The sequence below is a fragment of the Saccharophagus sp. K07 genome, assembly GCF_014336955.1.
In the GTDB taxonomy this organism is placed as follows: Bacteria; Pseudomonadota; Gammaproteobacteria; order Pseudomonadales; family Cellvibrionaceae; genus UBA5868.
In genome coordinates this window covers 325,082-348,137 of sequence record NZ_QRAI01000002.1, presented here as the reverse complement: position 1 = coordinate 348,137, position 23,056 = coordinate 325,082, and the positions used below count along the sequence as shown (strand labels likewise).

Here is a 23,056-nt window from a genome sequence, read left to right as displayed (position 1 = left end):
GCGCCGACAATGCTCGGCTGATTTTGAGATGACTTATAGTTAATAGTGTTCAGCGAACGGATTGCTTACCAGGTGGTGATATTCTTCAGCGACTGGAGCAGTCCTCAGTTTTTTTCGCACAAGGGATTCCGTGCGGATCAAAGGCGCGGTGTAATCAACACGCTGCAACCTTTTGTCACTGCAATGTCCGCTCCGTGCATAGTCATTTAACAATGCTTGCAACATCTGCCAGAAGTTTGCCTCTGGAAGGTTATAATGGCGATAACAGATATCGGCCAACTCTGAGAGATGGAAGACAAACAAGGTATCCATCGCCAATTCACGCAGGGCTTCAATCGAATCCATCCAATAAAATTGATTGGACGTCGCATTCCGATATCTTGGATTCATCGAGGCAAAATCCGGAATCCTATGCGTTTCAGCAATATAATCCGGGTTATATTCGAGACTTTCGTGAAAATCCCGCAAAGCTAAACGGACCGGCCAGCCATTGCGAACAATCAAAACAGCATTTTGAGCATGGGCTTCCAGTGCAATTCCATGACCCATCAGCAAGTGCCATACAGGCAATATCAACACACGAAAATACTGGTGCAACCAGGGAAGCAATTCGTATTGCGTCACCCACGGATGAATAAAAGGAGAGCCGTCAGATTCTTCTGCAAAAATGGCCGTCGCTGGCACTGCCTGTTCATCCGAGTGCAAATGCTCGATGACATTTTCGCGCCAGATTGCAGATAAACGGCTGATTCCCGGATCGTCTTCGGGCGCATAAATCGATTGATCAACTTTAATTCCGGCAAATTCCCGCAAAATTGTCAGCGGATGATCGCGAAAAAATTCATCGTCCGCGACAAGGTTGTAAAGCCACTGGGAGATCACCGGCGACGTGCAAATACCGTGACTGAGCAAATTACGTCGCGACGAAGTGCAAACTATATCCAGCGGCAATTTCACATCAGGTGATCCCGCCTGAGAGAGATTCATCAATGTCCGCTGCGATTGCGAAGCCAGGTAGTAATCACCCATTTCACCAAGTGAAATCAAAGCGGATTGATGTGTATTCAATCCGGGCGCGAGGCTATTTTTCCATTGCCAAGGATGTACCGGAACAGCTGCGTAATGCGCTAAATCCAGGTTGCAGGCTTTCATTGCTCGCAAGACTTCTGCCGGCACTTGCTTAGCCGCAAATTCTACCAACGTTATATCTCTTCCTTCTGCGTCACATGCGCGAAATTCGATTTTGGATCTGGGCACGGCCAACCATTGCATCTGGAAGGGCTCTGCACTTTCATAGCCGTAACGCAGCTGATCGTCCGCATTAAATCCCGTGCGGGTTTTACAGCAAGGGTGATAGGGATGACCCTCGCGCAAGGCGGTTTCCAGATAAGGAAAAAGGAGATTTTGTCGCGCCGGCACGGGCGGGAGATTCCGGCGAGTCCATTCGAGCCAAAATATGGATTGCAGTAGTTCATCCAACAGGTGATTTTTTGCATTGGCATCACCTGGCGCGGCTCTTAAGATCCACATCAGCATTTCATCCAATGCCACCGGTTGTTTTTTACCGCCATCCAACTCAGCTAGTTCTGTCATATCCAGGCGCAGTCGATCGAATCCGCCAATTCTTCCAGTGCACACAAAATCGTGTTTTCCCAGCGAAAAATAAATAACGTGACCATCGCCCTGGCTGCGCTTGACAGACACATGCTCGATACAGCGTTCGAATAGCAAGGCTTCCAGCAACTGGCGAACAACACGCTCTAGAGCTGGCACGTCTGCTGTTTTCTGCTTACCCAATTGAAAGGTCGCTGGTGCAGAAATCGCGGATGCACGTCTGATCGACGTTATAGCCACGGAATCAGGCATACTCCACCTCATACTCTTTACGGCGCATACCATTGGCAATTCGCAATGGATTGCTGAGCGTGACATATACCGCCATTTCCATATCGGCGTCCAATTCGTCTATATCCTTGATACGAGTAAGCAAATTGGCTTTGGTTGGCAATGTGTCCTTGGTCAACAAGCGCCCAATAAACTCATATCCCAGCCCGCACATACGCGCTTGCAGAGGCATCAATTTTTTCTGCGTTATGTCCAGCCAGTGTTGCTCATTGGCATAACCGTCGCGGCCGAGTCGATAAATCACAGCAAATAAATGATTGACGATGAGGTAATAAGTCAAACGATTCAATATCATGTCCCGCTCGTAGAATAGCTCGGGGCAGCAATCAAGCTCTGGCAGACAATCCAGCAATTTAGCGCGCTCGCATTCTGCCAAATAAAATCCTTGGTTATCGCGATAGTAATAGGCAGAAGGATAACCTTTGGAAACATCGATCAAACTATTTTGTTGATGGGCTTCCAAGCCGATACCCCAAATATCCAACAACATCAAAAGCGGCTCAATCGCACAATTCCAATATTGATCAAACCAGTCATGCGCAACCATCAGCTCGCTGCGCTTTTCTTTCTCTGCTATATCACGAATCAATTTTTGTAGCGGGGATTTGGTTTTGGATTCGGCGGACCAGTTATCCTGCAACAAAGCAGCCAGAGTTACTTTGCCCTGCCCTTCGTTATCCATAAACGGATTGCGGCGAATAATCACCTCAAAACCGGATTCTTTAAATCCGGGCAACTCCACTGTTATAAAGGCAGGATCGCTGATCAGTTGAAAGCTGGGCCATTGCCGCGAAAAGCCGATCCGCTCGTACAAACGGCTCATGATTACGCCAGCCAACAACTCGTGTTTTTTATTTTGGCGGAATGAATTGGTGATTTTCACTGGCACCGAGAATTTGAACATCCAAGGAAATTGCTCCTGGAATACAGTGCGCACGGAAGATGTGGCAGTAAACACATTACCGACCTTACCTAAACTGCGAATGCGCCCACTGGCAAACCAGGGTTTTAAATCCTCTCGATGCAGCAGCCACTCCGCTTGCAGAGGGTGAACTGGAATCAGCACTTCGTTTTCCTCCAGTATTTCCAGAGGCCAATCCGCCGCAGCCAAACATATGGCGATCGGATCGGGATTTACCTCATTGCTTTCCCACCGCACCAGCTCGTGTTCAACTGCAAAATAATGCAGGTGAAACTCACCATGCAATTCCGGCGCGAACAAACGATGTTGTGAGTTTTGCATTCCCTGGCGACTCTTGGGCGTCGGATGCAACCAGTGACCGCACAACAAACTTTGCTCGGCAATGCAGAAATTTTCCAAAGGATTTACAGGATGCGGATTATTGGCAAAATAAACCATCATATTTTGCAGGCTGTCTTCCAGGCGATTAACCAATTCCTGCTGACACAAGCCGAGAGGATCTGTGACCGCTTCAACTGCATATATTTCTGTGACCAATAGCTGAATTGCATCCCAAAAACCGACCCGGCTCCATTTGCTTTGATCCAAGCAGCCATAAACTGCATTGATAGTGTGGCATCCAACAGTGGATTTATAAGCCAAATCCAAAATTAAACTCTGGCCTTGCTTTGGCAGTTCCAGCTCAATTAAAAATTCACCACACAATGTTGGCGTAGTGTTGAATTCCAGCCATTCACGAACATTCCACATTTTTCCAGCATTGATCTCGCGGAGATACCCATTGATAAATGCTTGAAAGGACGCCGCCTCAGCAATCTTTCGCGCCTGCTCCAACATAGGTCACCTTTTATTTAACAGGTTTAAAAGAACCCTACATGATAACGATTCTCAACTGCAGTTGTTTTTACAATTGTTGCAATTAAGCGGACAGAAGCGGAGTATTCGACTTTTATGAGCGCGCTAATTTATGAATAAAGCATGTCTAGTTGTTTTGCGACGCATATCAGGCGAACTGCAAATTTTGACATTCCGGCATCCCATTGCTGGAAAACAGTTGGTAAAAGGGACAATGGAACAAGGTGAAACACCGGAAGCGGCGAGTGTGCGCGAGCTTTGGGAAGAAGCTGGTATAAATTTGCAGTGCGAAAAATTTCTGCAGTTGTGGCAATGGACACCTGAGGCGACGCCGACATGGGCGTTCTGTTTGATGGAAAACGGCGATCAGCTTCCTGATCGGTGGCGGCATTTTTGCTCCGATGACGGCGGTCATTATTTTGAATTTTTCTGGCAACCGCTGGCAGAGTCGCCCCAGCCTTCCGAATGGCATCCGCTGTTTATTGCTGCACTGGCGGCAATTCGCGGTATCCTGAATCACTCAAAGTGACACTTCCAAACCGGGCAAATAGCCAAAATGCAACAATCAGTGTGCAAATTTCCGCAGCAGGTAAAACCGCTACAGCAGGTAGATCCAATTGAAAAATCACAATAAAGCAGACAAACACAAGCGGTAAAATCAAACTGCGCAATATGGCAATGCTGGTGGATTCCATCACTCTGCGGCAGCCGGTAAACCACGCAGAAATGATCATATTGATGCCGCACAGAATAAATACGGGCCACAACCAACCGAGATATTGCACTGCGTAATCCGCAGCATGCACAGGCACCAAAAATAAAAACCAATTCGGCCCCCACATGCCAAACACTACGGCAAAGGTTGAGGTAAACCCTAAAACACAGACAATCGCCAAACGCCGATAAGCGCGTGCGGTATGTATTTGTCCACTGCCGATATTCTGACTTGCCAAGGTATAAACCACCTCTGCGACCGCACAACACACCATGGCATTGATAAACAGGCCATAATTCACCAATGCAAATCCTGCCACTGCGTTTACGCCATCCTGGCGAATTAGAATCCATTGCATCACGCCTATTACCAATCCCACCGAAATTTCGTTTACGAATTCGGAGATACCATTTGCACTGCTGTGAAAAGTCTCTTTAAGGCGCAGCCAACTCGGTCGCCAGCGCAATAATTGACGGCGATATATAATGATTCCCAAAATTAAAAATTGGGTAATCTGAGCTGCAACCGTCGCCGCAGCGGCAGAAGCAATACCCAAACGAAGCACACCCAGAAAATAAAAATCCAGCACCACATTAATGCACGCGCCGCATAAAAGTGCAGTAGTGGCCGCGCGCGGATATCCGAATCCGCGCACAAAGTAGTAAAGCACTACAGCAATCAGCTGCAGCGGCACCCCCACCAAAAGCACACAAAAATAATCGTTCAAAAAAGTGATTACGTCCGGAGTTGCCCCGAGAATAGCAAAGAGCTTGTAACGCAATACAAAAGCACTTGCTGCGAGAAGCAGCGCAATAGCTAAAACGACCAGAAGAGTATTGGTAAAAATAGTGTCAGCCGAGGCCTGGTTATTTTCGGCCCGGTAATAGGTGCATTTCACGACTCCGCCTATGGCAAACATCAGGCTCAGACCAAACATCAAGGTCATCGGCGGAATCAACAAATTGACAGCGGAGACAGCTTCCGGTCCCAGATAATGCGCCACCAGGAGCCCATCTACGACAGCAGCGGTAGAGACACTCAATAATGCAATAATTGATGGGACCAAATAACGGAAAAAATTGCGCAGCAGGTCAAAACGATCTTCGCTGATGGTCATGACCTCACTTCGACACGCCGCCATCCATTGGATTGTGCGACTACATCTCCCATTCGCGAAATATGGCGTTCCAAAGTATCTTCAATTTCCTGCAGTTGGCTTTGATCATTGGAGAAGCATCTGCAGATGATTTTGTCTGACTCCGCCTGCAATGTCGCTTCCCCTTCGGCAAAGTGAATCAGGGAAAAGCCGGTCAATTCCTCCGCCGGGACTTTATGGCGAAAGTGTTTGATCAGACGGCGCATAAGCTTGCGCGGCTCGGCAAGGGAAAACTCTGCTCTTGAGCTGTACAGAAAAAAATCCGTATTTTCCTTGCGGTTCGGCTTCAGTTTAGGAGGTATCTCTGTTTCAGTAATCATGGTCGGCACCCACACAAAGACCGAGATTGACGAATTCAAAGCATGTTAAGCATTAATACGCGGTAAAGATACAGACGACGCATAAAAGCTAAAACCTTCCGATACAAAACTTTACGTTTTACCTTGAATGTCTTGTTTGTTCTGCGACTGACTTCGCGCAACGCCATTTATGCGGCGCTATTCGCGCAACACTATTATTATTTCCCGCAACAAGCACTATTCGCACAACACTTCGTGCGACACTTCGTGCGACACTAAACAAAACAATAACCCTTCCCATGCACCGTCTGCACCCTATCTGGAGCCAGGCCGGCTTCTTCCAGTTTTTTTCGCACCCGGCTCAAATGCATATCAATGCTGCGATCATGGCGACAGAAGGGTTTTTCCAGCACCAAGGTATGCAGATAGGGTTTTGGCAAGACTTCATGCTGATGCGCTACCAGGAACCACAACAATTTGAACTGTACTGGCGTAAGCTCTACCGGATTTTCGTGCACCAGTACCTGAAGATTCTGCCGATTCAGATATAAATCCCTCACGTGCAATTCGGTTTCCGGCGCCCGCAAATCCTTAACGGAACAAGTTCTTCGCAAAATGGCCTGCACGCGTAGGGCCAGCTCCGTTAAACACACAGGCTGTTCGACAAAATCATCAGCGCCGCTGCGAAACCCTTGAATGCGCAATTGCCCCTCCATGCTTTGCCCGAGCAGTATCACTGGTGTCCAACGGGATTTGCGAATTGCGCGCAAAATTTCCAAGCCGTTTTTCCCCGGTAGAAACACGTTGAGCAGGATCAAATCGAATTTTTCAGAAACAGCCTGTAATAAGCCTCGGCTGCCATCGCAGCACTGCGCAACGTGATGTCCGTGCTCACGCAGAACCTCGTGCAATTGTTCGCACAAACGCGGATCTTCATCGATCACCAAAATGTTGGCGGATGCAGGAGACATAGTGTTTTTTCTGTTTGCCGATTTTCAATCGGGCAGCGCCGAGCGGCGGGCCCATCCCATGATATTCAATCTGTCAGACAGGTTGAGAATTTACTTTGCGCCAAAACGCGTCTATTGCTGGCTTTTATGAACTAGCTCTGATATACCGAGATTGTGATTTTTCAGTCCGAGTTACCTTTTCAGTCCGGCTTACCGCAGCTACGGATAATTCTTCAACATTATTGATAACAGAGGCTTCGTGTCCGCGTTGAAACGCAGCGACCCGAGCGACAATCAAACGCATCATTTTTTCCGCCATGGAATCTAGCTCTATGCTTTTACGGCGGAAAAAATCCGCCACTTCATCCACCAGACTGCGCGCTGCCATCCAATTGCCTTCGGCAATAAACCCATTTACCAGACCCGATAAAGATTCCAGAACATGGACAGGTTTAAAAATTTCGTTGCAGCACTCCATGCGCAGCACTGCAATTTCAAAGGCGACGCGCCAATAGATTTTCTCTGCATCGGTGCGTTTTTGTCGGGCGGCGGCAACAGCGCGGCGCGCCGTTGCATTCCAAAGGCGCCAAGCCTGTGCTTCGTCACTCTGCAAGGATTCTGCAGGGGTTCTGCCACGGTAAAACTCGCACTTGTGCATATCGCCGCCCTCTCATTACTCCAGGCGTTTAGCCGGGAGCAGATCGCTGGAATACCAGCCTATTTCAGGGCCGCTGTTTTTTACAGAGACCCTCTATACTCGGCCGCGTATGCGCAATTCCACCGCTCCCCAGAAATATTTTCCTGTCAAACGATGGTACAGCTTCGCCGTCCAACGATGTAGCAACGGGCCCTGCGCATCAGCAGCCAAATCTTTTTCGACCAGCACATCAGCGTGCAAATCGAGTTTTTCAAGCAAATGTCGTCCGTCAATAAAAACATTGCATGCTTTTCCATAGAGCATACTCTTTAATTGTTTACGAATTTTTTGCAAAACTGGACTCACGTAATCCAAAATCACATGGACCGGAGCGTTACTCTGAGTTGCCGCGTCAATCAGCGGAACCAAAAAGCGGTGCAAATCATTTATTTCACCTGGTAACGATTCGACGACCACAATTAATGGACAATCTGAGGTCCAGCCAGTTTTCCTCAACCAATCGTCCCTAAGAACATCGCACGCCACCAATCGATAATTATCTGTGTGCGGAAAAATCAAATCGGCGCAGTCGATAACATCCGGGGAATCAATATCTGCCCAAGCAAAGCGAGGCCAATCCGTGATGGCAGATAGACGCTGAAAACGCGTACTCAATCCCGCGCCGACTTCTACTCCAATTGCATGCGGGAATTGTTCCAAAAATGACAGAACTCGCCGATCAATCCATTTACAGCGTTCCAATTCCAACTGATGTTTGGCTGCGAAACAATTTTCGCTTAAGTCCGAGCGGTCCAATTCCAACTTGCGGACGAGATATTCAGCCGCTTGATCTACAAACCCCAAGTGCGGCCAAGCATGCACTGCATTTGCGCGCACCAATAAAGGCGTTAACAGATGTTCTGCTTGATTTGGTGTCATTTCCTCGCCCCCCAGATTTTCAGCACCACCGCCTTAAATGATAAAGATTCTCATTTGCATATACAACTTTTATTTCGGAAGGAAGCGAAATATGACGCCTCGTTAGTAAAACGAGGAAAAGAAAAGTTTTGCGCCGTTCCGCGAGCTGAGCGAGTTTTGCGACCTTGATCACTTGCGCGACCTAGCACCGCCATATCAGCCGGAAACCCGGTGCTATACTCCGGCCAATACAGATGCGGACCGCAACGCGGCTTTCATGTGACTATTTTGCATTCGTGTGTGACTATTCGCATTCGTGTGTGACTATTCGCATGTGGGCGATCGCCTTTCGCGTGTGGCTATCTCGATGGAATAAATTCGCTATTACCTATGATCTTGTTAAACGCCAACGAAAAACCGCCATCATTCCATCAACATTCTTGGCGATTAGCGCTGTTTTTTTTCCTTGCCCTATTTCTGCTGGCGGCTTGCGGCGCATCGGAAAGCCATCCCGCCCCGGCCACTCTCGCCTACGAAATATTGGAAACCCACCCCCACGACAGCAACACCTTTACCCAGGGTTTGGTGGTGCACAACGGTGTGATCACGGAAGTCTCGGGGCTGTACGCCAAGTCGTTTGTGGTGCAGTACCGAGCGGATAATGGTGAGGTACTAAAGCGTCTCGCCCTGCCACGCGATATTTTTGCCGAAGGCATCACCCTGTTCGACGGGCGCCTCTACATGCTCACTTGGCACAATGAAAAGGCCTATGTGTTCGATGCCCAGAGCCTCTCACAGGAGACCATCTTGACGTACACCGGTGAAGGCTGGGGCATCACTCACGACGGAAAACATCTGATCACCAGCGATGGCTCGGATACTTTGAGCTTCCGCCAGCCGCAAGACTTTTCCGTGGTAAAACGCATCAGCGTCCACGGCGGCTCACAATCCTGGAGACTGTTAAACGAGCTGGAATACGCCCAAGGTTTTATCTGGGCCAATGTCTGGCAAACGCCCTATATGCTGGCCATTCGCCCGACAGATGGATCCCTGGCCGGCATTTTGAACCTGACGGAACTGGAGCGCGCCAACAATCATCGACCAGGAGAAAGTGTGCTCAACGGCATCGCCTATGATGCAGCTACAGACTCCTTCTGGATCACCGGCAAACTGTGGCCCAACCGCTACAGGATCCGCATCAAGCAGCCTTAACCGCTTTATCTTCATTCGTTGAATGTTTGGCCATCGAACGCTTGGGCGCGATAGAAGTCATAGCGTTTCGAATCGCGGCAAAGCGTTCGCGTTGCAACGCCCACTGACGTTTCACTTCGTTGAAATTTCCGCAGTGCTGTTGAATTTGCTGCGCGCATACCCATAATCGCCCACAACTGATTACTCACTTTACAGGAGAAGTTTCTGTGCTACGCATAGGTCTGTTTTTGCTCACCAACTTGGCGGTACTCGCCGTTGCTGGTATCACCCTTAACCTTTTGGGGGTTGGCCGGTTTCTTACGGCAGAGGGGTTGGATCTGGGGGCGTTGTTCGCCTTCTGTGCTGTCTTTGGCTTCAGTGGCGCGATTGTCTCGCTGTTTCTGTCGAAGTGGATGGCCAAGATGTCCGCCAAGGTCTATGTCATCGAAAACCCGCGCACGCCCGATGAGCGCTGGCTGGTGGAAACGGTGCGCGAGCTCGCCGCCAAAGCCAATATAGGAATGCCGGAAGTCGGTATTTTCCCCGCCGATCAATCCAACGCATTTGCAACCGGCTGGAATAAAAACGCGGCATTGGTCGCGGTCAGCGCCGGCATGATGCGCCGCTTCAGCAAAAACGAAATTCGCGCTGTTCTCGCCCACGAAGTCGGCCACGTCGCCAATGGCGATATGGTGACCCTGGCGCTGATTCAAGGTGTCGTTAATACCTTCGTTATGTTCTTCGCCCGTATCATCGGCTATGTGGTAGACAAAGCAATCTTCAAAGAAGAGCGCGGTCACGGCATGGGCTTTTATATCGCAACCTTCGTTGCCGAAATTATTCTCGGCTTCCTCGCCAGCATGATCGTCGCCTGGTTTTCACGCCGCCGCGAATTCCGCGCCGACCACGCCGGCGCAACCCTGGCGGATCGTCAAAGCATGATCAGCGCGCTGCGCCGCTTAAAAGCCGAGACCGAAGTGCCGAACCAAATGCCCGATACCCTGGTTGCGTTCGGGATCTCCTCCGGCGCCACCAGTAAGCTAATGGAACTGTTCGCCACCCACCCACCGCTGGATGTGCGTATCGCCACATTGGAAAGCGGTCGTTAATTGGAATTTACGAAAAAGGGGCTTCGGCCCCTTTTTTATTGCCCTAAATAAAGGGGCGCTTTTCTACAGTAATCGAGGGTATTGCCCTCGCCCCCTCTCCCAGAGGAGAGGGGGCGATCGTGCTCCGCCTAAATTACGAAGCCGGAAACTCCACTATGCGATACGCCGGTTTATCCGGATAGGCTCGCTGTAATAACGGTTTAGCAACGTTGTAAACCGGAATATTATTGATGGTTTTTCCTTCCGGTGTGCCGCGGTGCGCATGACCGTGAAAAACCACATCCACAGGATAATGCACCAAAGGATCTTCCAACCGACTGGTACCGAGAAAGGCATAGATTTCTTCAGGTTCGCCTTTCACAGTGTCAATCACTGGCGAGTAATGCAGCAGAGCGATTCGGTGCGGCGTACGCAATTTTGCTAAAGCGGTTTCCAATTTCATCGCTTCCTGCAAAGCTTCGTTTACAAATTGTTTAATGCCTACCTCGCCCCACGGACCTAACGCATGACGGCCAAAACCACCGGCAAAACCTTTCGCTCCGGCAATTCCGATTCCGGAAATTTCGCACGCATCGCCATCCAATATTTGAACACCTGCCGCAGTTAACACCTGTTTAACTTCGTCCGGCTTGTCCGATTCGTAGTCGTGGTTTCCCAATACTGCAATTATTGGAATTTTTGCAATCGATAACTCATCCGCCAAAACCTGCGCTTCCTCGATCAAGCCGTAATCGGTGAGATCGCCACATAACAAAAGTATGTCCGCCTCTTCCGCTACCTGCTCAAACAACGGGTGCAGCTGGCCGGACATCATTTTGGTGCAATGCAAATCGCCTACCGCCGCAACTTTTATTGTCTTTTTTGGCATGACTCACCTCACCGGCACGGACGCAGTAGAAACTGCAACATCTATACCATTGAAACAATTCGATCTTTTCAATGGCACGTGTTTTGCTCAATTAAATTTAGTGACTTTTTATTATTGGTTATTACTGGGCAGGACGATCATGCAGCACGCAGAACCCATTGAGGAGAGCAATTCTTTTCTTCATGAATCCGAGAATCAATTTGAAGCGGGAGGATTTTCTCTCACTGATTCTCTACAACTCGAAGACCCTCTACAAAAAGAAAATAAAATGGCCTCTTACAAAAAATTTGCACACCCCGACCTACCACCAGAAAGTCTCGGCTTTTATCGCGACGTATTGCAAATTCTCAATCGAGAAAATTTGCCGTATTTGGTGGGCGGCGCTTATGCATTGAATCATTACGCGGGAATCAATCGCCACACTAAGGATTTTGACATTTTTATTGCGCGTAAAGATTACGAAAAAATCAGCCTTGTTTTGACCCAAGCTGGATATCCGACGGAAGTGACTTATCCACACAGGCTTGCCAAAGCGCATCACAACGGCGATTTTATCGATTTGGTTTTCAGTTCCGGCAATGGCGTTGCGGAAGTTGACGAAGCTTGGTTTGAGCATGCGGAGCACACCCATATTTTTGGCATACCGACACAAGTGTGCCCGGCAGAAGAAATTATCTGGTCGAAAGCCTTTATTATGGAACGTGAACGTTTCGACGGTGCTGATATTGCCCATTTGATTTTGGCGCGCGAGGACCAATTGGATTGGAATCGACTGATGCGACGCTTCGCCCCTCACTGGCGTTTATTGTTAAGTCATCTGATTTTATTCGGCATGATTTATCCCGCACATCGCGATGCGATTCCGCGCTGGGTTATGCAGCAATTATTAAAACGTCTGGAACAGGAATCCTACACTCCGCCGCCCATGGAAGAAATTTGCGGTGGAACCTTGTTATCGCGCGAGCAATATTTAAACGATATTCAAAGCATGGGATTTAAAGACGCGCGTTTATGGCCGCACGGAAATATGACGCCATCGGAAACCAATCTCTGGACGGAAGCGATTCCGAAAAGGATTTAAAAATCTCAAGCTGAATAAATTACGTATGCCCTCACCCTAGCCCTCTCCCACAGGGAGAGGGGATTTAGGATTCCGCGCGCTGAATTGGCATAGCTCCATATTCATAGATATTCATTTCGAGTCCAGCAATATTAATTTCCAGGTTTCCCTTTGGGATAAATTTTAGGCGGGGCAATTATGTCCCCTCTCCCTCTGGGAGAGGGCTAGGGTGGGTAAAAACCGGCCACATAGGTAACAGTTAAAACCATGGGCATAGGAGCAAGTAAAAATTCCAACTTTATTTAAGAACAGATCACCACAAATAAAAAAGCCGGCACAAGGGCCGGCTTTTTTATCGTTAACGGATTTTATCAGCGAACAGTAAATTGCCCCTGCAATCCTTCCTCAGCGTTAGGCGCAATCCACACATGGAATTCACCCGGCTCCACAACCCAATTCAGTTGCTGGTTATAGAACGCTAAGTCATCTTTGGTCAGTTTGAATTTCACCACTTTGGCTTCACCCGGTTTTAAGGTGACGCGCTGGAAGTTTTTCAATTCGCGTACCGGGCGAACGCTGGATGCTACCAGATCACGAATGTACAACTGCACGGTTTCGGTAACCGGGCGTTTGCCGCTGTTGCGAATTTTGGCGCTGACTTCCAAGGTGTCGTTTACACCTATGGTTTTTTTGCTGAGTTTCAGATCGCTGTACACCGCATTGGAATAGCTCAAACCAAAACCGAATGGAAATTGCGGTTTGAAGCCTATATCGATGTAGTGGTTTTTATGTCCAGTGGAATGCTGGAAGGCTTCCAGAGGGAAATCGTCCATTTGTGTGAAGTTGCCCTCTTCTGCCGGACGGCCTGAGCTGGGGCGATTGTAATAAAGGGGCAGCTGACCAGTTACTTTCGGCCAGGTAACCGGCAAACGTCCAACGGGTTCAGCATCGCCCATCAACAAACGAGCGATGGCCGGGCCGCCCATTGAGCCCGGATGCCACGCCATAACTAACGCGTCCATTTCACTGATCACGTCGTTCAGCGCAAGCGGGCGGCCCGCCATCAACACAGCTACCAGCGGTTTGCCGGTCTTTTTCAGTTCGCGCACCAGGAGCTCTTGAGTTCCGGGTAAGCGCGTGTCCGCACGGCTGTGAGCTTCGCCGCTCAATACGGCTTCTTCACCACCAACAAATACAATTACGTCTGCCTTGCGCGCGAGTTCGAGCACTTGGCTAAAGTCGGTTTCGCGTGAACGGCTGCTGTACATGGCTTGGGAGTACAGCAACTTGCTTTCCGGCAGGATTTTGCGGAAGGCATCGAGCACGGTAACGGAATCCTGCTTCTTGGCGTCCAGCACCCAGGAGCCGAGCTGGTCATGGGCCGCATGCGCCAGTGGACCGATCAGGGCAACGGTTTTGCCGCGCGCCAGTGGCAGCACTTGTTTGTCATTTTTCAGCAGCACCAGACTTTCCAGTGCGGCTTGTTCCGCCAGCGCTTTGTGCTCATCGGTCAGAATGGCTTTTTCCGGATCCCCGGACACATAAGGCTGTTCGAACAGACCCAGTTTGCGCTTCATATCAATGATGCGACTGACCTTGGCGTTGAGTTCCGACTCGCTGACCTTGCCGCCATCCAACAGGCTGAACAGGTTTTCCTGGAAGGTGGTACTGACCATCTCCACGTCCATACCGGCATTGAAGGCGATACGCGCCGCCTGCTTTTTATCCTCGGCAAAGCCGTGGGGAATCAATTCCAGCACCGAATCCCAGTCGCTGACGATGACGCCGTTGTAGCCAAATTCGCGGCGCAATACGCGGTCGATGATGTAGTCGTTGCCCGAGGCCGGAACGCCGTTGAGGTCATTGAAGGCGGTCATGATGCTCATCACGCCCGCATCCACCGCGGCCTTAAACGGCGGCAGATAGACGTTGTGCAGCAAAGGTTCCGGGATATAGGTGACGTTGTAATCCCGACCACCTTCCGCTGCGCCGTAACCGACAAAGTGTTTGGCCGTGGCCGCGATACTGGTGGGATCGCCCTCTTTGCCTTGATAGCCGCGCACCGATGCGACGGCCAGTACGGAGGTCAGATACGGGTCTTCACCAAAGGATTCGGTAATACGTCCCCAGCGCGAGTCGCGGGAGATGTCGATCATAGGAGCGAAAGTCCAGCGGATACCCATACTGGATGCTTCCACCGCTGCAACGCGCGCGCCCTTTTCCACCAATTCGGGATTCCAGGTCGCCGCCTGGCCAAGGGGTGTCGGGAAGATGGTACGGTAGCCGTGGATCACGTCGCGGGCGAATACCAAAGGAATCTTGGCTTCGCTCTCGGTCATGGCGATGCGCTGGAGTTCGTTGGCCACTTCAGGATTAGGCACATTCAAGAACGAACCCACTCGCCCTTCGCGAATGGCCGCCCGCAGCTCGTCGGAGATGTCCGCTATTGTTTTGGGTTCAGCATTGGACTGCTGCAACTGGCCGATCTTCTGGCGCAGTGTAAGGGAATCCACCAGAGGATCCACTTTCGCCGCGGGCGAGGTCTGCGCCCAAACAGTAGAGCTGGCCGCCGTTATCGCGAGAAAAATCAAACCCCGCAAACCATCACGGCGCAAAGGATGTGAGAATCGAAGCATGGATGGCTCCTTTATTATGTAATGTGTGTTTAGGTCAGCGAATCGATCGCCGCTGATTAAATGAAGAGTGGCACAGGTCCGTCCGTGCGTCGCCCCAGATTGCGATCAAAACAAAAAGTGGGCCGCGCCAGAATCGTCCGGAATCGTGCCAAATTTGTGGTCGAGGCGGAAAGTGGCACTTGGTTGTTCTAATGTTTCAGTGCCATCCGTGGTTAGCGTTTGTACGACCCCTACTGGATGGACTAATGTGCGACCTTCACCAAGAAAAAATAACGACTAATGTCCTTACAGACACCGCTTTTCAATTTCCATGACATCGCCCTGATTCTGGTGGTGTTTCAAAACCTGTTGCTCGCTTTGCTGTTGATGACGGTCCGCCAGGGAAAGATTGTAAGCAACCGCTTACTTTCAATTTTTGTGGCGTCAATTGGTCTGTCCGCCCTCGATACCTTGATGTACTGGTGTGACCCGCTGAAGCAAGCCTATCTGCACGATGTACCTCTTGTGTTCTTCGTCTTCAAGTTCGCCATACTGCTGCAAGGCCCGCTTCTCTTCCTTTATATAAAGTCGGTTATCTACACCGACTTCGCCCTACACAAGCGCGACTATCTCCACTTTTTACCCGCACTGGTCACGCCCTTCTACTGTCTGGGAGTGATTGCTAGCCTGGGAGCGGAAAACCTGCATGCAGGGGTCCATGACTACGCCGCTTTTTGGGACAACCCATTTTTCCGCACTCTGGTACTGGTTCAGACCCTGATCGTACCGGTCTATGCCTTTGCGTCTTTGAGACTGATCCTCGGTTATAGAAAGCAGCTGAAGGAAAACTACTCCAATCTGGATAGCATCGGGCGAAATTGGCTGAAGATCCTGATCATAGGCTTTTGCTTGATCTGCCTGTGGAACCTGTTCGGCCATATAGTCAGCTGGCTCAGCTCCGGCGACCTGCCCGCCCTGCTCGGCCTGCTCGGCAATTACCTGGCGTTTCTGTTTGCCAACTGCCTGGTGTTCTACAGCCTGCTGCACTCCAACGTGGTTCAAGGTGTACGCGATCCTCAGGGGGAGCCAGTTGCTCCGCCACCAGAACCTGACGAACCGGAGGAAGAAGTCAGCGCAATCGATAACAAACGAGAGGAGTTTTCGCCTGAACAAATTGCCGCGGTGGAACGAGCCATTCACCAGGACAAGGTGTTTCTGCAACAGGATTTGACTCTCGAAGAGCTGGCCAGCAGCGCACGACTGCCGACGCGTGTAACTTCAAACATTATCAATCGCCACTTCGGCATGAGCTTTTTTGACTTTATCAACTATCAGCGGGTGGAAACCGCCAAAGCCATGCTGCTGGCCGAGCCGGATAAATCCGTGCTGGAAATCGCCGAAATGGCCGGGTTCAACAGCAAATCGGCGTTCAACCGCTTCTTCAAAAAATTCTCCGGCAAAACCCCAACCGAATTCCGTCGGGAAAACTCCGCCATATGAACCTCCATCAGTTAAAAGGAGCCCAAGTCGAGCAAGTCACCCTGATCGGTGCGGACTTATCCAGCGGTGATGTGGAACTAAAGTTTGCCCAAGGGATTTTGCGTATCTTCAATCCACTAAAAGTGACTTGCGATAACGGTTTTCCTTTCTCGCTAGAAAACCTTGCTGGCACTACCCTGACGGACATTTACACCACTGCCGATCAATTGACACTGGTATTTGCCGGAAGGATTTACCTGGAGATTTCTTTGCGGGAGGAGGATTTTGTGCGGGCGGAGGCGGTGGTTTTTTATGATGGTTCTGGGAATTTATAACTGCGTAGAATTCCATTTCACACTGTTCGATCTGCTGTGTACAACCATCATTTTAAGATGCCCTCACCCTAGCCCTCTCCCGGAGGGAGAGGGCTAGGGTTGTGCAAACCGGCAACATAGGTAACAAAACAAACCGGGAACATGGGTTACACAAGTATCGTATGAGCAAGGAGGACTTGCTTATGCCCTGGAACGAGACTTGTGTGATGGATTTGAAGATGCAGTTGATCGCTGACTGGCTGCGACAGGAAAGCAGCATCAGTGAATTAGCCCGAGGTTATGGCTTAAGCCGCAAAACGGTTTATAAGTGGGTGACGCGTTATCAGGATGAAGGAGCGTCTGGCCTGCAAGAGCGCTCACGTGCTCCCAAGCATTGCCCGCACGCGGTGGCAGATGAAGTGGCAGACAAAATATTAGCCGCAAAACGTAGCCACCCAAGCTTTGGGCCCAAGAAGGTTATGGACCTGCTGCGCCGCAAGCAGCCTGAGGTTAGCTGGCCAGCAGATAGTACGGCGGGAGACCTGCTGAAGGCTGCGGGACTGGTAAAAAATCGGCGCTACAAGAAGCCTTATCCAGCTGACCCTCAACCTTTTGAGTTGGGAGACCGCAACAATGCGTTATGGAGCGTGGATTACAAAGGACAATACCCGACAACCAATGGTCGTTGGTGTTACCCGTTGACGCTGACCGACAATGGCAGTCGTTATCTGCTGTGTTCTCAAGGTGTAACGGCTACGGATTATGCGCAGGCCAAGCCCATTCTTGAATGGACGTTCAAGAAATACGGGTTACCTGAAGGCATTTTGTCTGACAATGGATCACCCTTCGCCAGCCGTGCTGCAGGAGGGTTAACACGATTATCAAAATGGTGGATTGATCTGGGAATCGCCGTGCATCGTACGAAGCCGGGTACACCCACTCAAAACGCCCGGCATGAGCGTATGCACGGCTCACTGAATCAGGCGATAGGTGATCAGCTGCGAGGTTCCAGCTTGAGCCGACAACAAGCAATGCTGGAGTCGTTTCGACACGAATACAATTCCGAGCGCAGCCATGAAGCCTTGGGAAGAAAAACGCCAGCCAGCGTCTACCAGCCATCAAGGCGAGCTTACTCACCTGTTTTAAAGCCAATTGAATATGACGCAGACCAGAAGGTCCGCAGCATTCGCCAAAACGGTGAAATTAAATGGGGCGGCAAGTTGATCTACATCAGCGAGCTACTCGCTTTCAACCATGTAGGCATGAGAGAAATTGATAATGACCGAGTGGAAGTGAGATACAGCTTCCACCTACTTGGTCATATCAACTTAAAAACTTCGCGACTGGAAACTGCATGCGAGTGGCATGCAGGGGAAAAGGTGTAACCCATGTTGCCGGTTTAAAGTGTTACCTATGTTCCGGTTGCACAGGGTTGAGGGCCAAACCCCGACAAAACTGAGATCTCTACTGTTTAATACAAACACCGCCTAAACAACCCAATCGCCATCTGATATCCGAGCAACTGCAATTCCGCATCATAACGCTCGCCTTCATCGCGCATAAACGCATGCACGCCGTTGAATTCGTGCCAGGTGAAATTGATTTTTTTCTCCACCAGATTTTGGTAAATGCGCGCGCGGCCTTCTGGTGGAATATGGGGGTCTTGTTTACCCCAGATCATCTGCAACTCACCACGAATATCCTCCGTGCGAGTCAGGCTGTCGTTGCCGGGTTTGGAGGGAGTAAGGCCGGAGTGAATATCGGTTGCATAGAAGCAGCTAGTCGCCAGAACCAGTGGATGCATAGCCGCGCGGTAAGCTAAACCGCCGCCGAGGCAAAATCCCATGGCGCCGAGTTTGCCGGAAAAATAGGGTAATTGTTGTAAATAATCCACTATGGCCTGGGTATCCGTGTCGTGGGCTTCCAGATATTTGGCAACCTTATCCGCATTGCCTTTATCGCGCCCAGCATCGTCATAACCCAAAACGGTTCCTATGGGATTCAGTTCATGAAATACCTCAGGCACCGCCACTATAAAACCATGGCCCGCCATGATTTGCGCACTGCGCTGAATCGGCGAAGTCTGTTGAAAAATCTCCGAGTACAAAATAATGGCAGGATATTTTTTCAGTTCTGCCGTCTCTTTCGGGCGATAGATATAGGTCCGCATAACGCCGGTTGGCGTTTGTAGATCGGCATAATGACTTTGAATCAGCATAGTGTTTCCCAAAATCGCTTGTGAGTGAGGTAAGTTTTATAAGTGAGACGACATCATCCAAAAATCGGCGACACACTGAAAACGAGTTAGCCTAATGAAGAGGCCATCCGCTGGCCACTATATTTATCGCCGGATTGTGTACGGTTTTTCTGCTCGCGTTTAAACCTGCTTACGACCACCAGTTGCACCGTAGATTTCACCGGTAATGTAACTGGCTTCATCACTTGCCAAAAATACATACAGAGGCGCTAGTTCCGCCGGTTGCGCAGGCCGCTCGAACAGCGTGTTTTCGCCGAAATTGCGTACTTTTTCCTGTGGCATGGTGGAGGGAATAAGGGGGGTCCAGACTGGGCCTGGCGCGACCGCATTGACGCGCACACCGCGCTTGATCGCCTCTTCCGCCAGAGACACAGTGAAGTTGGCGATGGCGGCTTTGGTGGCGGCGTAAGGTGCAAGGGCCGAACTGGGCGAATAGGCTTGAATCGAGGTAGTGTTGATAATGGACCCGCCTGGAGCAATAAACTTCAAGGCATAACGGGAAAAATAGAAAAAAGCCTCGATATTTGTGCGGAATGTGTAATCCAGATCCTCGTCCGGAATTGACTCCAGAGAGTCATAGGTTTTCTGAAAGGCCGCATTATTTACCAGGATATCCAGACGACCGAATTTTTCGATGCAGGCGTCCACCGCTTTTTCGCAAGCCTGCCGATCTGTCTGATCCATTCGGATTGTCAGTGCATCCTGGCCGCACTCTTTGATCAAGCGTTTTGTTTCCTGCGCATCATCCTCCTCGTCCAAATAGGTGATGGCGACATTCGCTCCTTCGCGCGCATAGGCAAGGGCTACCGCCCTGCCAATTCCACTATCCCCTCCCGTGATCAGAGCAGAAGCGCCTGCCAATTTTCCACTGCCTTTGTATGTCGCCTCACCGTGATCCGCCAGCGGTTGCATTTTTTTCTCAAAACCTGGCATTTCCTGCTCTTGCTTGGGAAACAAAGAGGTCGGGTATTTCGTACGTGGGTCATGAAAAATCGTTCTCATAGGTTATCTCCTGGTTATTCTCGTATATTTTTCAATCACTTTTGCCGCGTCACCCTTAGCCAATCAGCTTGTATACCCTGCCCGCTAGATCCCGTTTTCCAAAACACGTCTGGCAGGCTTGTAAATCTTGCAATACGTTTCGCTTTTTACAGTGGCCTTGGTGACTTTTTACAAAGTAGATGCCCGGCAAAACTCGTTTTGAACTCCCGCCAGCTCAGCAAGATGCGCTCCACAACAGCGCTGCATACTAGTAAATCCGGCGTCTCAGGGATTTTTACGTTTTGTCTTGCGCATTAAATTTTGGACAACGGCAGGCTGGCACGGTCAGTGCTATTGACCACAGACCAAAGTGACACCGAGCAATTCGACTTCTCTGTCTCTACGGATTTGCAAATTCCACTACAAAATTTGCGTCCATTTTTATAGAGCCACTACCAAAACCGGTAGCCGGCACGAGGGTCGACAAGTTCTACACCAGGGAAAGGTGTTGTGGAACGTCAAGATTTCAGTTCCTTAATCGGTTCATTAAATACGGGTTATCACAACAGGATGTTGGGCGCTCGACCTGACCAGTTAACGCAGCAGCAGTCAACGCAAGGTTACCGGAGATATCCATCATGAATTCATTACCACATCCGCAGCAAAATCAGCTATTGGCTTCTCTGTCCCCTGAAACTCAGCGCCGTCTTCTGCCACATTTGGAACCTGTCCATTTGGAATTCGGCAAAGTGCTGTGTGGTTCTGGCGATGTGTTGAGTCATGCATATTTTCCAGCAAACGCCATTGCCTCATTGGTTTACGTTACCCGCGATGGCGCATCCTCCGGCTTGGCAGCTGTAGGAAATGAAGGTGTCGTAGGTGTCACTTTATTTATGGGCGGCGACAGCAGTCCTTTGCGCGCCATTGTGTTGAAATCCGGGTACGCCTACCGATTAAAGGCCTGCCGTTTTAAAGAGGAAATCAATCAGCACGGCGACCTGAACCGTTTGATGCTGCGCTACACCCAATCGCTGATTACCCAGACTGCTCAAACTGCCGTTTGCAATCGCCACCATTCCATTGAACAGCGCCTCTGCCGCTGGTTGCTCCAGACTCTGGATCGCCTGGAAGAAAACCAAGTGTCACTGACACAGGAATTTATTGCGGAAATGCTGGGTGTGCGCCGCGAAGGCGTCACAGAAGCTGCGGGCAAGCTGCAACGCATGGGAATTATCGAGTACTCGCGCGGACGCATAACCGTGTTGGACCGCGACGAAATGGAGTTCCTGGCCTGCGAATGCTATAGCGTCGTCAAAACTGAAACAGATCGTTTGTTGCCAAACGTGCCACTGCATCACCGTCCACATCAGCAACCTCACACAACGTTCCACCGGTTAGTTCGATCTGCCTGAGAGATGGTCCTTTAGAGACGCCGCTAGGGCGTCTCATTTTTCTGTCCTCGTACAAATTGATCAAAGCTTTTTCACCTTTTTCAACATCCGATAAGTCTGCACTAATTAATTTTGGTCATCTTTAGTATTTTTTGTTTCGCTAGCTCCAAAACCCCATTCCAATCCAAAAATCTCATTTAATTCATTCTGGAGCCGATTTTGCTACGGTTTCGCCATCACAATTAAATTTGGCGATTTGCGGAGCAAAATATGAAATCCCAATCGAGAAATAAAAAATTACCACTGCTTTTTTGCACCTTTTTGGCAAGCTTTGCTCCTCTTGCAATTACTGCATCCCAAGCAGAAAGCGCTGAAAATCATAAAGAGCACGCTCACAAACAACATAACGATAATAAAAATAAATTAAGCAATAGCAATGAAATGAGCCTGCAAAAACATGTAGAAGGAACTATCGAACCACAAGCATTTGTTGAACAGGCATCGGCGTCCGGCGCAGCAGAAATCGAACTGGCCAAACTCGCTTTGCAAAAATCGACACAAGTCGATGTAAGAGAGTTTGCCCAAACCATGATCGAAGATCACCAGCGCGCCAATACCGAATTGCGCGAATTAGCGCAGCACACCGGCTTGACTATCGCCGACGAAGCGACGCTGACGCAAAAAGCAAAAGCTTTCGTGCTGCAGCAAAAAGAAGGCGAATCATTTGATGTGGCCTATGCAAAACATCAAGTCACCGCTCACGAAAAAACCGTCAAATTGTTTCGCCTTGCCACCAACTCATCTGCTAACGAAATTAAAGAATTTGCCGAGGCCAAATTGCCGACGCTGGAATATCACCTGACACTGGCTCGAGGATTGGTCGATTCAGTATCACAAATTCACTCCAGCGGCGATCGCACCAGCAAAGGCTCTCATAACCCCAAAAGCACAGATTCCAAAGCAGATGGCAAATAAAACACTGATCACCTGACTAAGCTGACAGCCAGGGTCAAAAAGAGATTTGTGGAGATAACGATGGCACAAGGTAGCAAAGCAAAATACACCGAAAAGCAAAAACACAAGGCTGAACATATTGAAGAGAGCTATGAGAAAAAGGGAGTCTCTGCCAAAAAAGCAGAGCAAATTGCCTGGGCAACGGTAAACAAACAATCCGGTGGCGGGGAGCGCTCCGGCTCGGGAACAAAAAAAAGTGCTAAAGCAAAAGCTAATGATCGCCATGACTCCGCGCAAAAAGCAGCGGAAACCCGCAAGAAAGCGAAAAAACAGGGATCACTTGAAAAACAGACCAGAGAATCACTATTGGAAATTGCCCGCGCCCATCATATCCCTGGACGTTCACATATGAAAAAGCAGGATTTGATCGCGGCGCTGCGCAGTCCGCGAGCGTAATGTGTTTTGTGGGAAGAGACGCTA

General features: G+C 49.8%; 21 protein-coding genes. 10 read left to right on the top strand and 11 right to left on the bottom strand.

Features of this window, described 5'->3' with window-relative positions; translation table 11 throughout:
- Window positions 1-39: 39 nt before the first annotated feature.
- Together DWB84_RS08070 and DWB84_RS08065 are read right to left on the bottom strand one after the other, a co-directional pair.
- A complete protein-coding gene (locus DWB84_RS08070) occupies window positions 40-1,866 on the bottom strand; it encodes an IucA/IucC family siderophore biosynthesis protein (protein WP_187409257.1) in 1,827 nt (608 codons plus the stop codon).
- On the bottom strand, window positions 1,859-3,664 hold the full coding sequence (locus DWB84_RS08065) for an IucA/IucC family siderophore biosynthesis protein (RefSeq protein ID WP_187409256.1): 1,806 nt from the start codon (window positions 3,662-3,664) through the stop codon (window positions 1,859-1,861). Before DWB84_RS08065 ends, DWB84_RS08070 begins: the two co-directional genes overlap by 8 nt.
- Window positions 3,665-3,794: 130 nt before the next feature.
- Between DWB84_RS08065 and DWB84_RS08060 the strand changes: the two genes are divergently transcribed.
- Window positions 3,795-4,211 carry an NUDIX domain-containing protein gene (locus DWB84_RS08060; RefSeq protein ID WP_187409255.1) on the top strand — a complete coding sequence of 139 codons (417 nt, stop codon included), beginning with the start codon at window positions 3,795-3,797 and terminating at the stop codon, window positions 4,209-4,211.
- Here DWB84_RS08060 and DWB84_RS08055 read toward each other — a convergent pair.
- The 5 genes from DWB84_RS08055 to DWB84_RS08035 all read right to left on the bottom strand — a co-directional run bounded on the left by DWB84_RS08055 (window position 4,162) and on the right by DWB84_RS08035 (window position 8,378).
- Window positions 4,162-5,514, bottom strand: a complete 1,353-nt coding sequence (locus DWB84_RS08055) for an MATE family efflux transporter (protein ID WP_187409254.1) — start codon at window positions 5,512-5,514, stop codon at window positions 4,162-4,164. The genes DWB84_RS08060 and DWB84_RS08055 overlap by 50 nt on opposite strands.
- On the bottom strand, window positions 5,511-5,873 hold the full coding sequence (locus tag DWB84_RS08050; RefSeq protein ID WP_187409253.1) for a DUF2218 domain-containing protein: 363 nt from the start codon (window positions 5,871-5,873) through the stop codon (window positions 5,511-5,513). Before DWB84_RS08050 ends, DWB84_RS08055 begins: the two co-directional genes overlap by 4 nt.
- A 254-nt stretch (window positions 5,874-6,127) precedes the next feature.
- Complete coding sequence (locus DWB84_RS08045; RefSeq protein ID WP_187409252.1) at window positions 6,128-6,823, bottom strand: response regulator transcription factor; 696 nt, start codon at window positions 6,821-6,823, stop codon at window positions 6,128-6,130.
- A 124-nt stretch (window positions 6,824-6,947) separates the two neighbouring features.
- Complete coding sequence (locus DWB84_RS08040; RefSeq protein ID WP_187409251.1) at window positions 6,948-7,460, bottom strand: hypothetical protein; 513 nt, start codon at window positions 7,458-7,460, stop codon at window positions 6,948-6,950.
- Window positions 7,461-7,553: 93 nt separating this feature from the next.
- Window positions 7,554-8,378, bottom strand: coding sequence for a class I SAM-dependent methyltransferase (locus DWB84_RS08035; protein ID WP_187409250.1), 825 nt, complete (start codon window positions 8,376-8,378; stop codon window positions 7,554-7,556).
- Window positions 8,379-8,747: 369 nt separating this feature from the next.
- Between DWB84_RS08035 and DWB84_RS08030 the strand changes: the two genes are divergently transcribed.
- Window positions 8,748-9,569: a glutaminyl-peptide cyclotransferase gene (locus DWB84_RS08030; RefSeq protein WP_187409249.1), complete on the top strand. Its 822-nt coding sequence runs from the start codon at window positions 8,748-8,750 to the stop codon at window positions 9,567-9,569.
- A 206-nt stretch (window positions 9,570-9,775) separates the two neighbouring features.
- The gene (gene htpX, locus DWB84_RS08025) at window positions 9,776-10,657 is read left to right on the top strand and encodes a protease HtpX (protein ID WP_187409248.1); all 882 of its coding nucleotides are present in this window, start codon (window positions 9,776-9,778) and stop codon (window positions 10,655-10,657) included.
- A gap of 133 nt (window positions 10,658-10,790) precedes the next feature.
- On the opposite strand, the gene DWB84_RS08020 is transcribed toward htpX, so the two are convergent.
- Window positions 10,791-11,525 (bottom strand): metallophosphoesterase, encoded by a 735-nt coding sequence (locus DWB84_RS08020; protein ID WP_187409247.1) that lies wholly within the window; start codon window positions 11,523-11,525, stop codon window positions 10,791-10,793.
- A 139-nt stretch (window positions 11,526-11,664) separates the two neighbouring features.
- Here DWB84_RS08020 and DWB84_RS08015 point away from each other — a divergent pair, with 139 nt between their 5' ends.
- Window positions 11,665-12,606: a nucleotidyltransferase family protein gene (locus tag DWB84_RS08015; protein ID WP_222868090.1), complete on the top strand. Its 942-nt coding sequence runs from the start codon at window positions 11,665-11,667 to the stop codon at window positions 12,604-12,606.
- Between the two features lie 350 nt (window positions 12,607-12,956).
- On the opposite strand, the gene bglX is transcribed toward DWB84_RS08015, so the two are convergent.
- Window positions 12,957-15,221, bottom strand: coding sequence for a beta-glucosidase BglX (gene bglX, locus DWB84_RS08010; protein WP_187409246.1), 2,265 nt, complete (start codon window positions 15,219-15,221; stop codon window positions 12,957-12,959).
- Between the two features lie 279 nt (window positions 15,222-15,500).
- On the opposite strand from bglX, the gene DWB84_RS08005 reads away from it, so the two are divergent.
- The 3 genes from DWB84_RS08005 to DWB84_RS07995 all read left to right on the top strand — a co-directional run bounded on the left by DWB84_RS08005 (window position 15,501) and on the right by DWB84_RS07995 (window position 18,378).
- Window positions 15,501-16,700 carry a helix-turn-helix domain-containing protein gene (locus DWB84_RS08005; RefSeq protein WP_187409245.1) on the top strand — a complete coding sequence of 400 codons (1,200 nt, stop codon included), beginning with the start codon at window positions 15,501-15,503 and terminating at the stop codon, window positions 16,698-16,700.
- Window positions 16,697-17,014 carry a hypothetical protein gene (locus DWB84_RS08000; protein ID WP_187409244.1) on the top strand — a complete coding sequence of 106 codons (318 nt, stop codon included), beginning with the start codon at window positions 16,697-16,699 and terminating at the stop codon, window positions 17,012-17,014. The genes DWB84_RS08005 and DWB84_RS08000 overlap by 4 nt, the downstream gene beginning before the upstream one ends.
- A gap of 101 nt (window positions 17,015-17,115) precedes the next feature.
- Window positions 17,116-18,378 carry an integrase core domain-containing protein gene (locus DWB84_RS07995; RefSeq protein WP_222868089.1) on the top strand — a complete coding sequence of 421 codons (1,263 nt, stop codon included), beginning with the start codon at window positions 17,116-17,118 and terminating at the stop codon, window positions 18,376-18,378.
- 86 nt (window positions 18,379-18,464) lie between these two features.
- Here DWB84_RS07995 and DWB84_RS07990 read toward each other — a convergent pair whose 3' ends face one another.
- A complete protein-coding gene (locus tag DWB84_RS07990; protein ID WP_187409243.1) occupies window positions 18,465-19,211 on the bottom strand; it encodes a dienelactone hydrolase family protein in 747 nt (248 codons plus the stop codon).
- Window positions 19,212-19,370: 159 nt separating this feature from the next.
- Window positions 19,371-20,252, bottom strand: a complete 882-nt coding sequence (locus DWB84_RS07985; protein WP_187409242.1) for an SDR family oxidoreductase — start codon at window positions 20,250-20,252, stop codon at window positions 19,371-19,373.
- A 617-nt stretch (window positions 20,253-20,869) separates the two neighbouring features.
- On the opposite strand from DWB84_RS07985, the gene DWB84_RS07980 reads away from it, so the two are divergent.
- The 3 genes from DWB84_RS07980 (at window position 20,870) to DWB84_RS07970 (ending at window position 23,032) form a co-directional block, all read left to right on the top strand.
- On the top strand, window positions 20,870-21,643 hold the full coding sequence (locus tag DWB84_RS07980; protein WP_187409241.1) for a Crp/Fnr family transcriptional regulator: 774 nt from the start codon (window positions 20,870-20,872) through the stop codon (window positions 21,641-21,643).
- Window positions 21,644-21,892: 249 nt separating this feature from the next.
- On the top strand, window positions 21,893-22,597 hold the full coding sequence (locus tag DWB84_RS07975; protein WP_187409240.1) for a DUF4142 domain-containing protein: 705 nt from the start codon (window positions 21,893-21,895) through the stop codon (window positions 22,595-22,597).
- A gap of 48 nt (window positions 22,598-22,645) precedes the next feature.
- A complete protein-coding gene (locus DWB84_RS07970; RefSeq protein WP_370589690.1) occupies window positions 22,646-23,032 on the top strand; it encodes a Rho termination factor N-terminal domain-containing protein in 387 nt (128 codons plus the stop codon).
- Window positions 23,033-23,056 lie beyond the last annotated feature (24 nt).

What these genes read in the sequence shown, in the direction of transcription:
- DWB84_RS08000 (WP_187409244.1), top strand. Translation starts at nt 16,697, where the DNA reads ATGAACCTCCATCAGTTAAAAGGAGCCCAAGTCGAGCAAGTCACCCTG.
- DWB84_RS08020 (WP_187409247.1), bottom strand. Translation starts at nt 11,525, where the DNA reads ATGCCAAAAAAGACAATAAAAGTTGCGGCGGTAGGCGATTTGCATTGC.
- DWB84_RS08045 (WP_187409252.1), bottom strand. Translation starts at nt 6,823, where the DNA reads ATGTCTCCTGCATCCGCCAACATTTTGGTGATCGATGAAGATCCGCGT.
- DWB84_RS08050 (WP_187409253.1), bottom strand. Translation starts at nt 5,873, where the DNA reads ATGATTACTGAAACAGAGATACCTCCTAAACTGAAGCCGAACCGCAAG.
- DWB84_RS08055 (WP_187409254.1), bottom strand. Translation starts at nt 5,514, where the DNA reads ATGACCATCAGCGAAGATCGTTTTGACCTGCTGCGCAATTTTTTCCGT.
- bglX (WP_187409246.1), bottom strand. Translation starts at nt 15,221, where the DNA reads ATGCTTCGATTCTCACATCCTTTGCGCCGTGATGGTTTGCGGGGTTTG.
- DWB84_RS08040 (WP_187409251.1), bottom strand. Translation starts at nt 7,460, where the DNA reads ATGCACAAGTGCGAGTTTTACCGTGGCAGAACCCCTGCAGAATCCTTG.
- DWB84_RS08005 (WP_187409245.1), top strand. Translation starts at nt 15,501, where the DNA reads ATGTCCTTACAGACACCGCTTTTCAATTTCCATGACATCGCCCTGATT.
- DWB84_RS07975 (WP_187409240.1), top strand. Translation starts at nt 21,893, where the DNA reads ATGAAATCCCAATCGAGAAATAAAAAATTACCACTGCTTTTTTGCACC.
- DWB84_RS08030 (WP_187409249.1), top strand. Translation starts at nt 8,748, where the DNA reads ATGATCTTGTTAAACGCCAACGAAAAACCGCCATCATTCCATCAACAT.
- DWB84_RS08070 (WP_187409257.1), bottom strand. Translation starts at nt 1,866, where the DNA reads ATGCCTGATTCCGTGGCTATAACGTCGATCAGACGTGCATCCGCGATT.
- DWB84_RS08060 (WP_187409255.1), top strand. Translation starts at nt 3,795, where the DNA reads ATGAATAAAGCATGTCTAGTTGTTTTGCGACGCATATCAGGCGAACTG.
- DWB84_RS07985 (WP_187409242.1), bottom strand. Translation starts at nt 20,252, where the DNA reads ATGAGAACGATTTTTCATGACCCACGTACGAAATACCCGACCTCTTTG.
- DWB84_RS07980 (WP_187409241.1), top strand. Translation starts at nt 20,870, where the DNA reads ATGAATTCATTACCACATCCGCAGCAAAATCAGCTATTGGCTTCTCTG.
- DWB84_RS07990 (WP_187409243.1), bottom strand. Translation starts at nt 19,211, where the DNA reads ATGCTGATTCAAAGTCATTATGCCGATCTACAAACGCCAACCGGCGTT.
- DWB84_RS08015 (WP_222868090.1), top strand. Translation starts at nt 11,665, where the DNA reads ATGCAGCACGCAGAACCCATTGAGGAGAGCAATTCTTTTCTTCATGAA.
- DWB84_RS08035 (WP_187409250.1), bottom strand. Translation starts at nt 8,378, where the DNA reads ATGACACCAAATCAAGCAGAACATCTGTTAACGCCTTTATTGGTGCGC.
- DWB84_RS08065 (WP_187409256.1), bottom strand. Translation starts at nt 3,664, where the DNA reads ATGTTGGAGCAGGCGCGAAAGATTGCTGAGGCGGCGTCCTTTCAAGCA.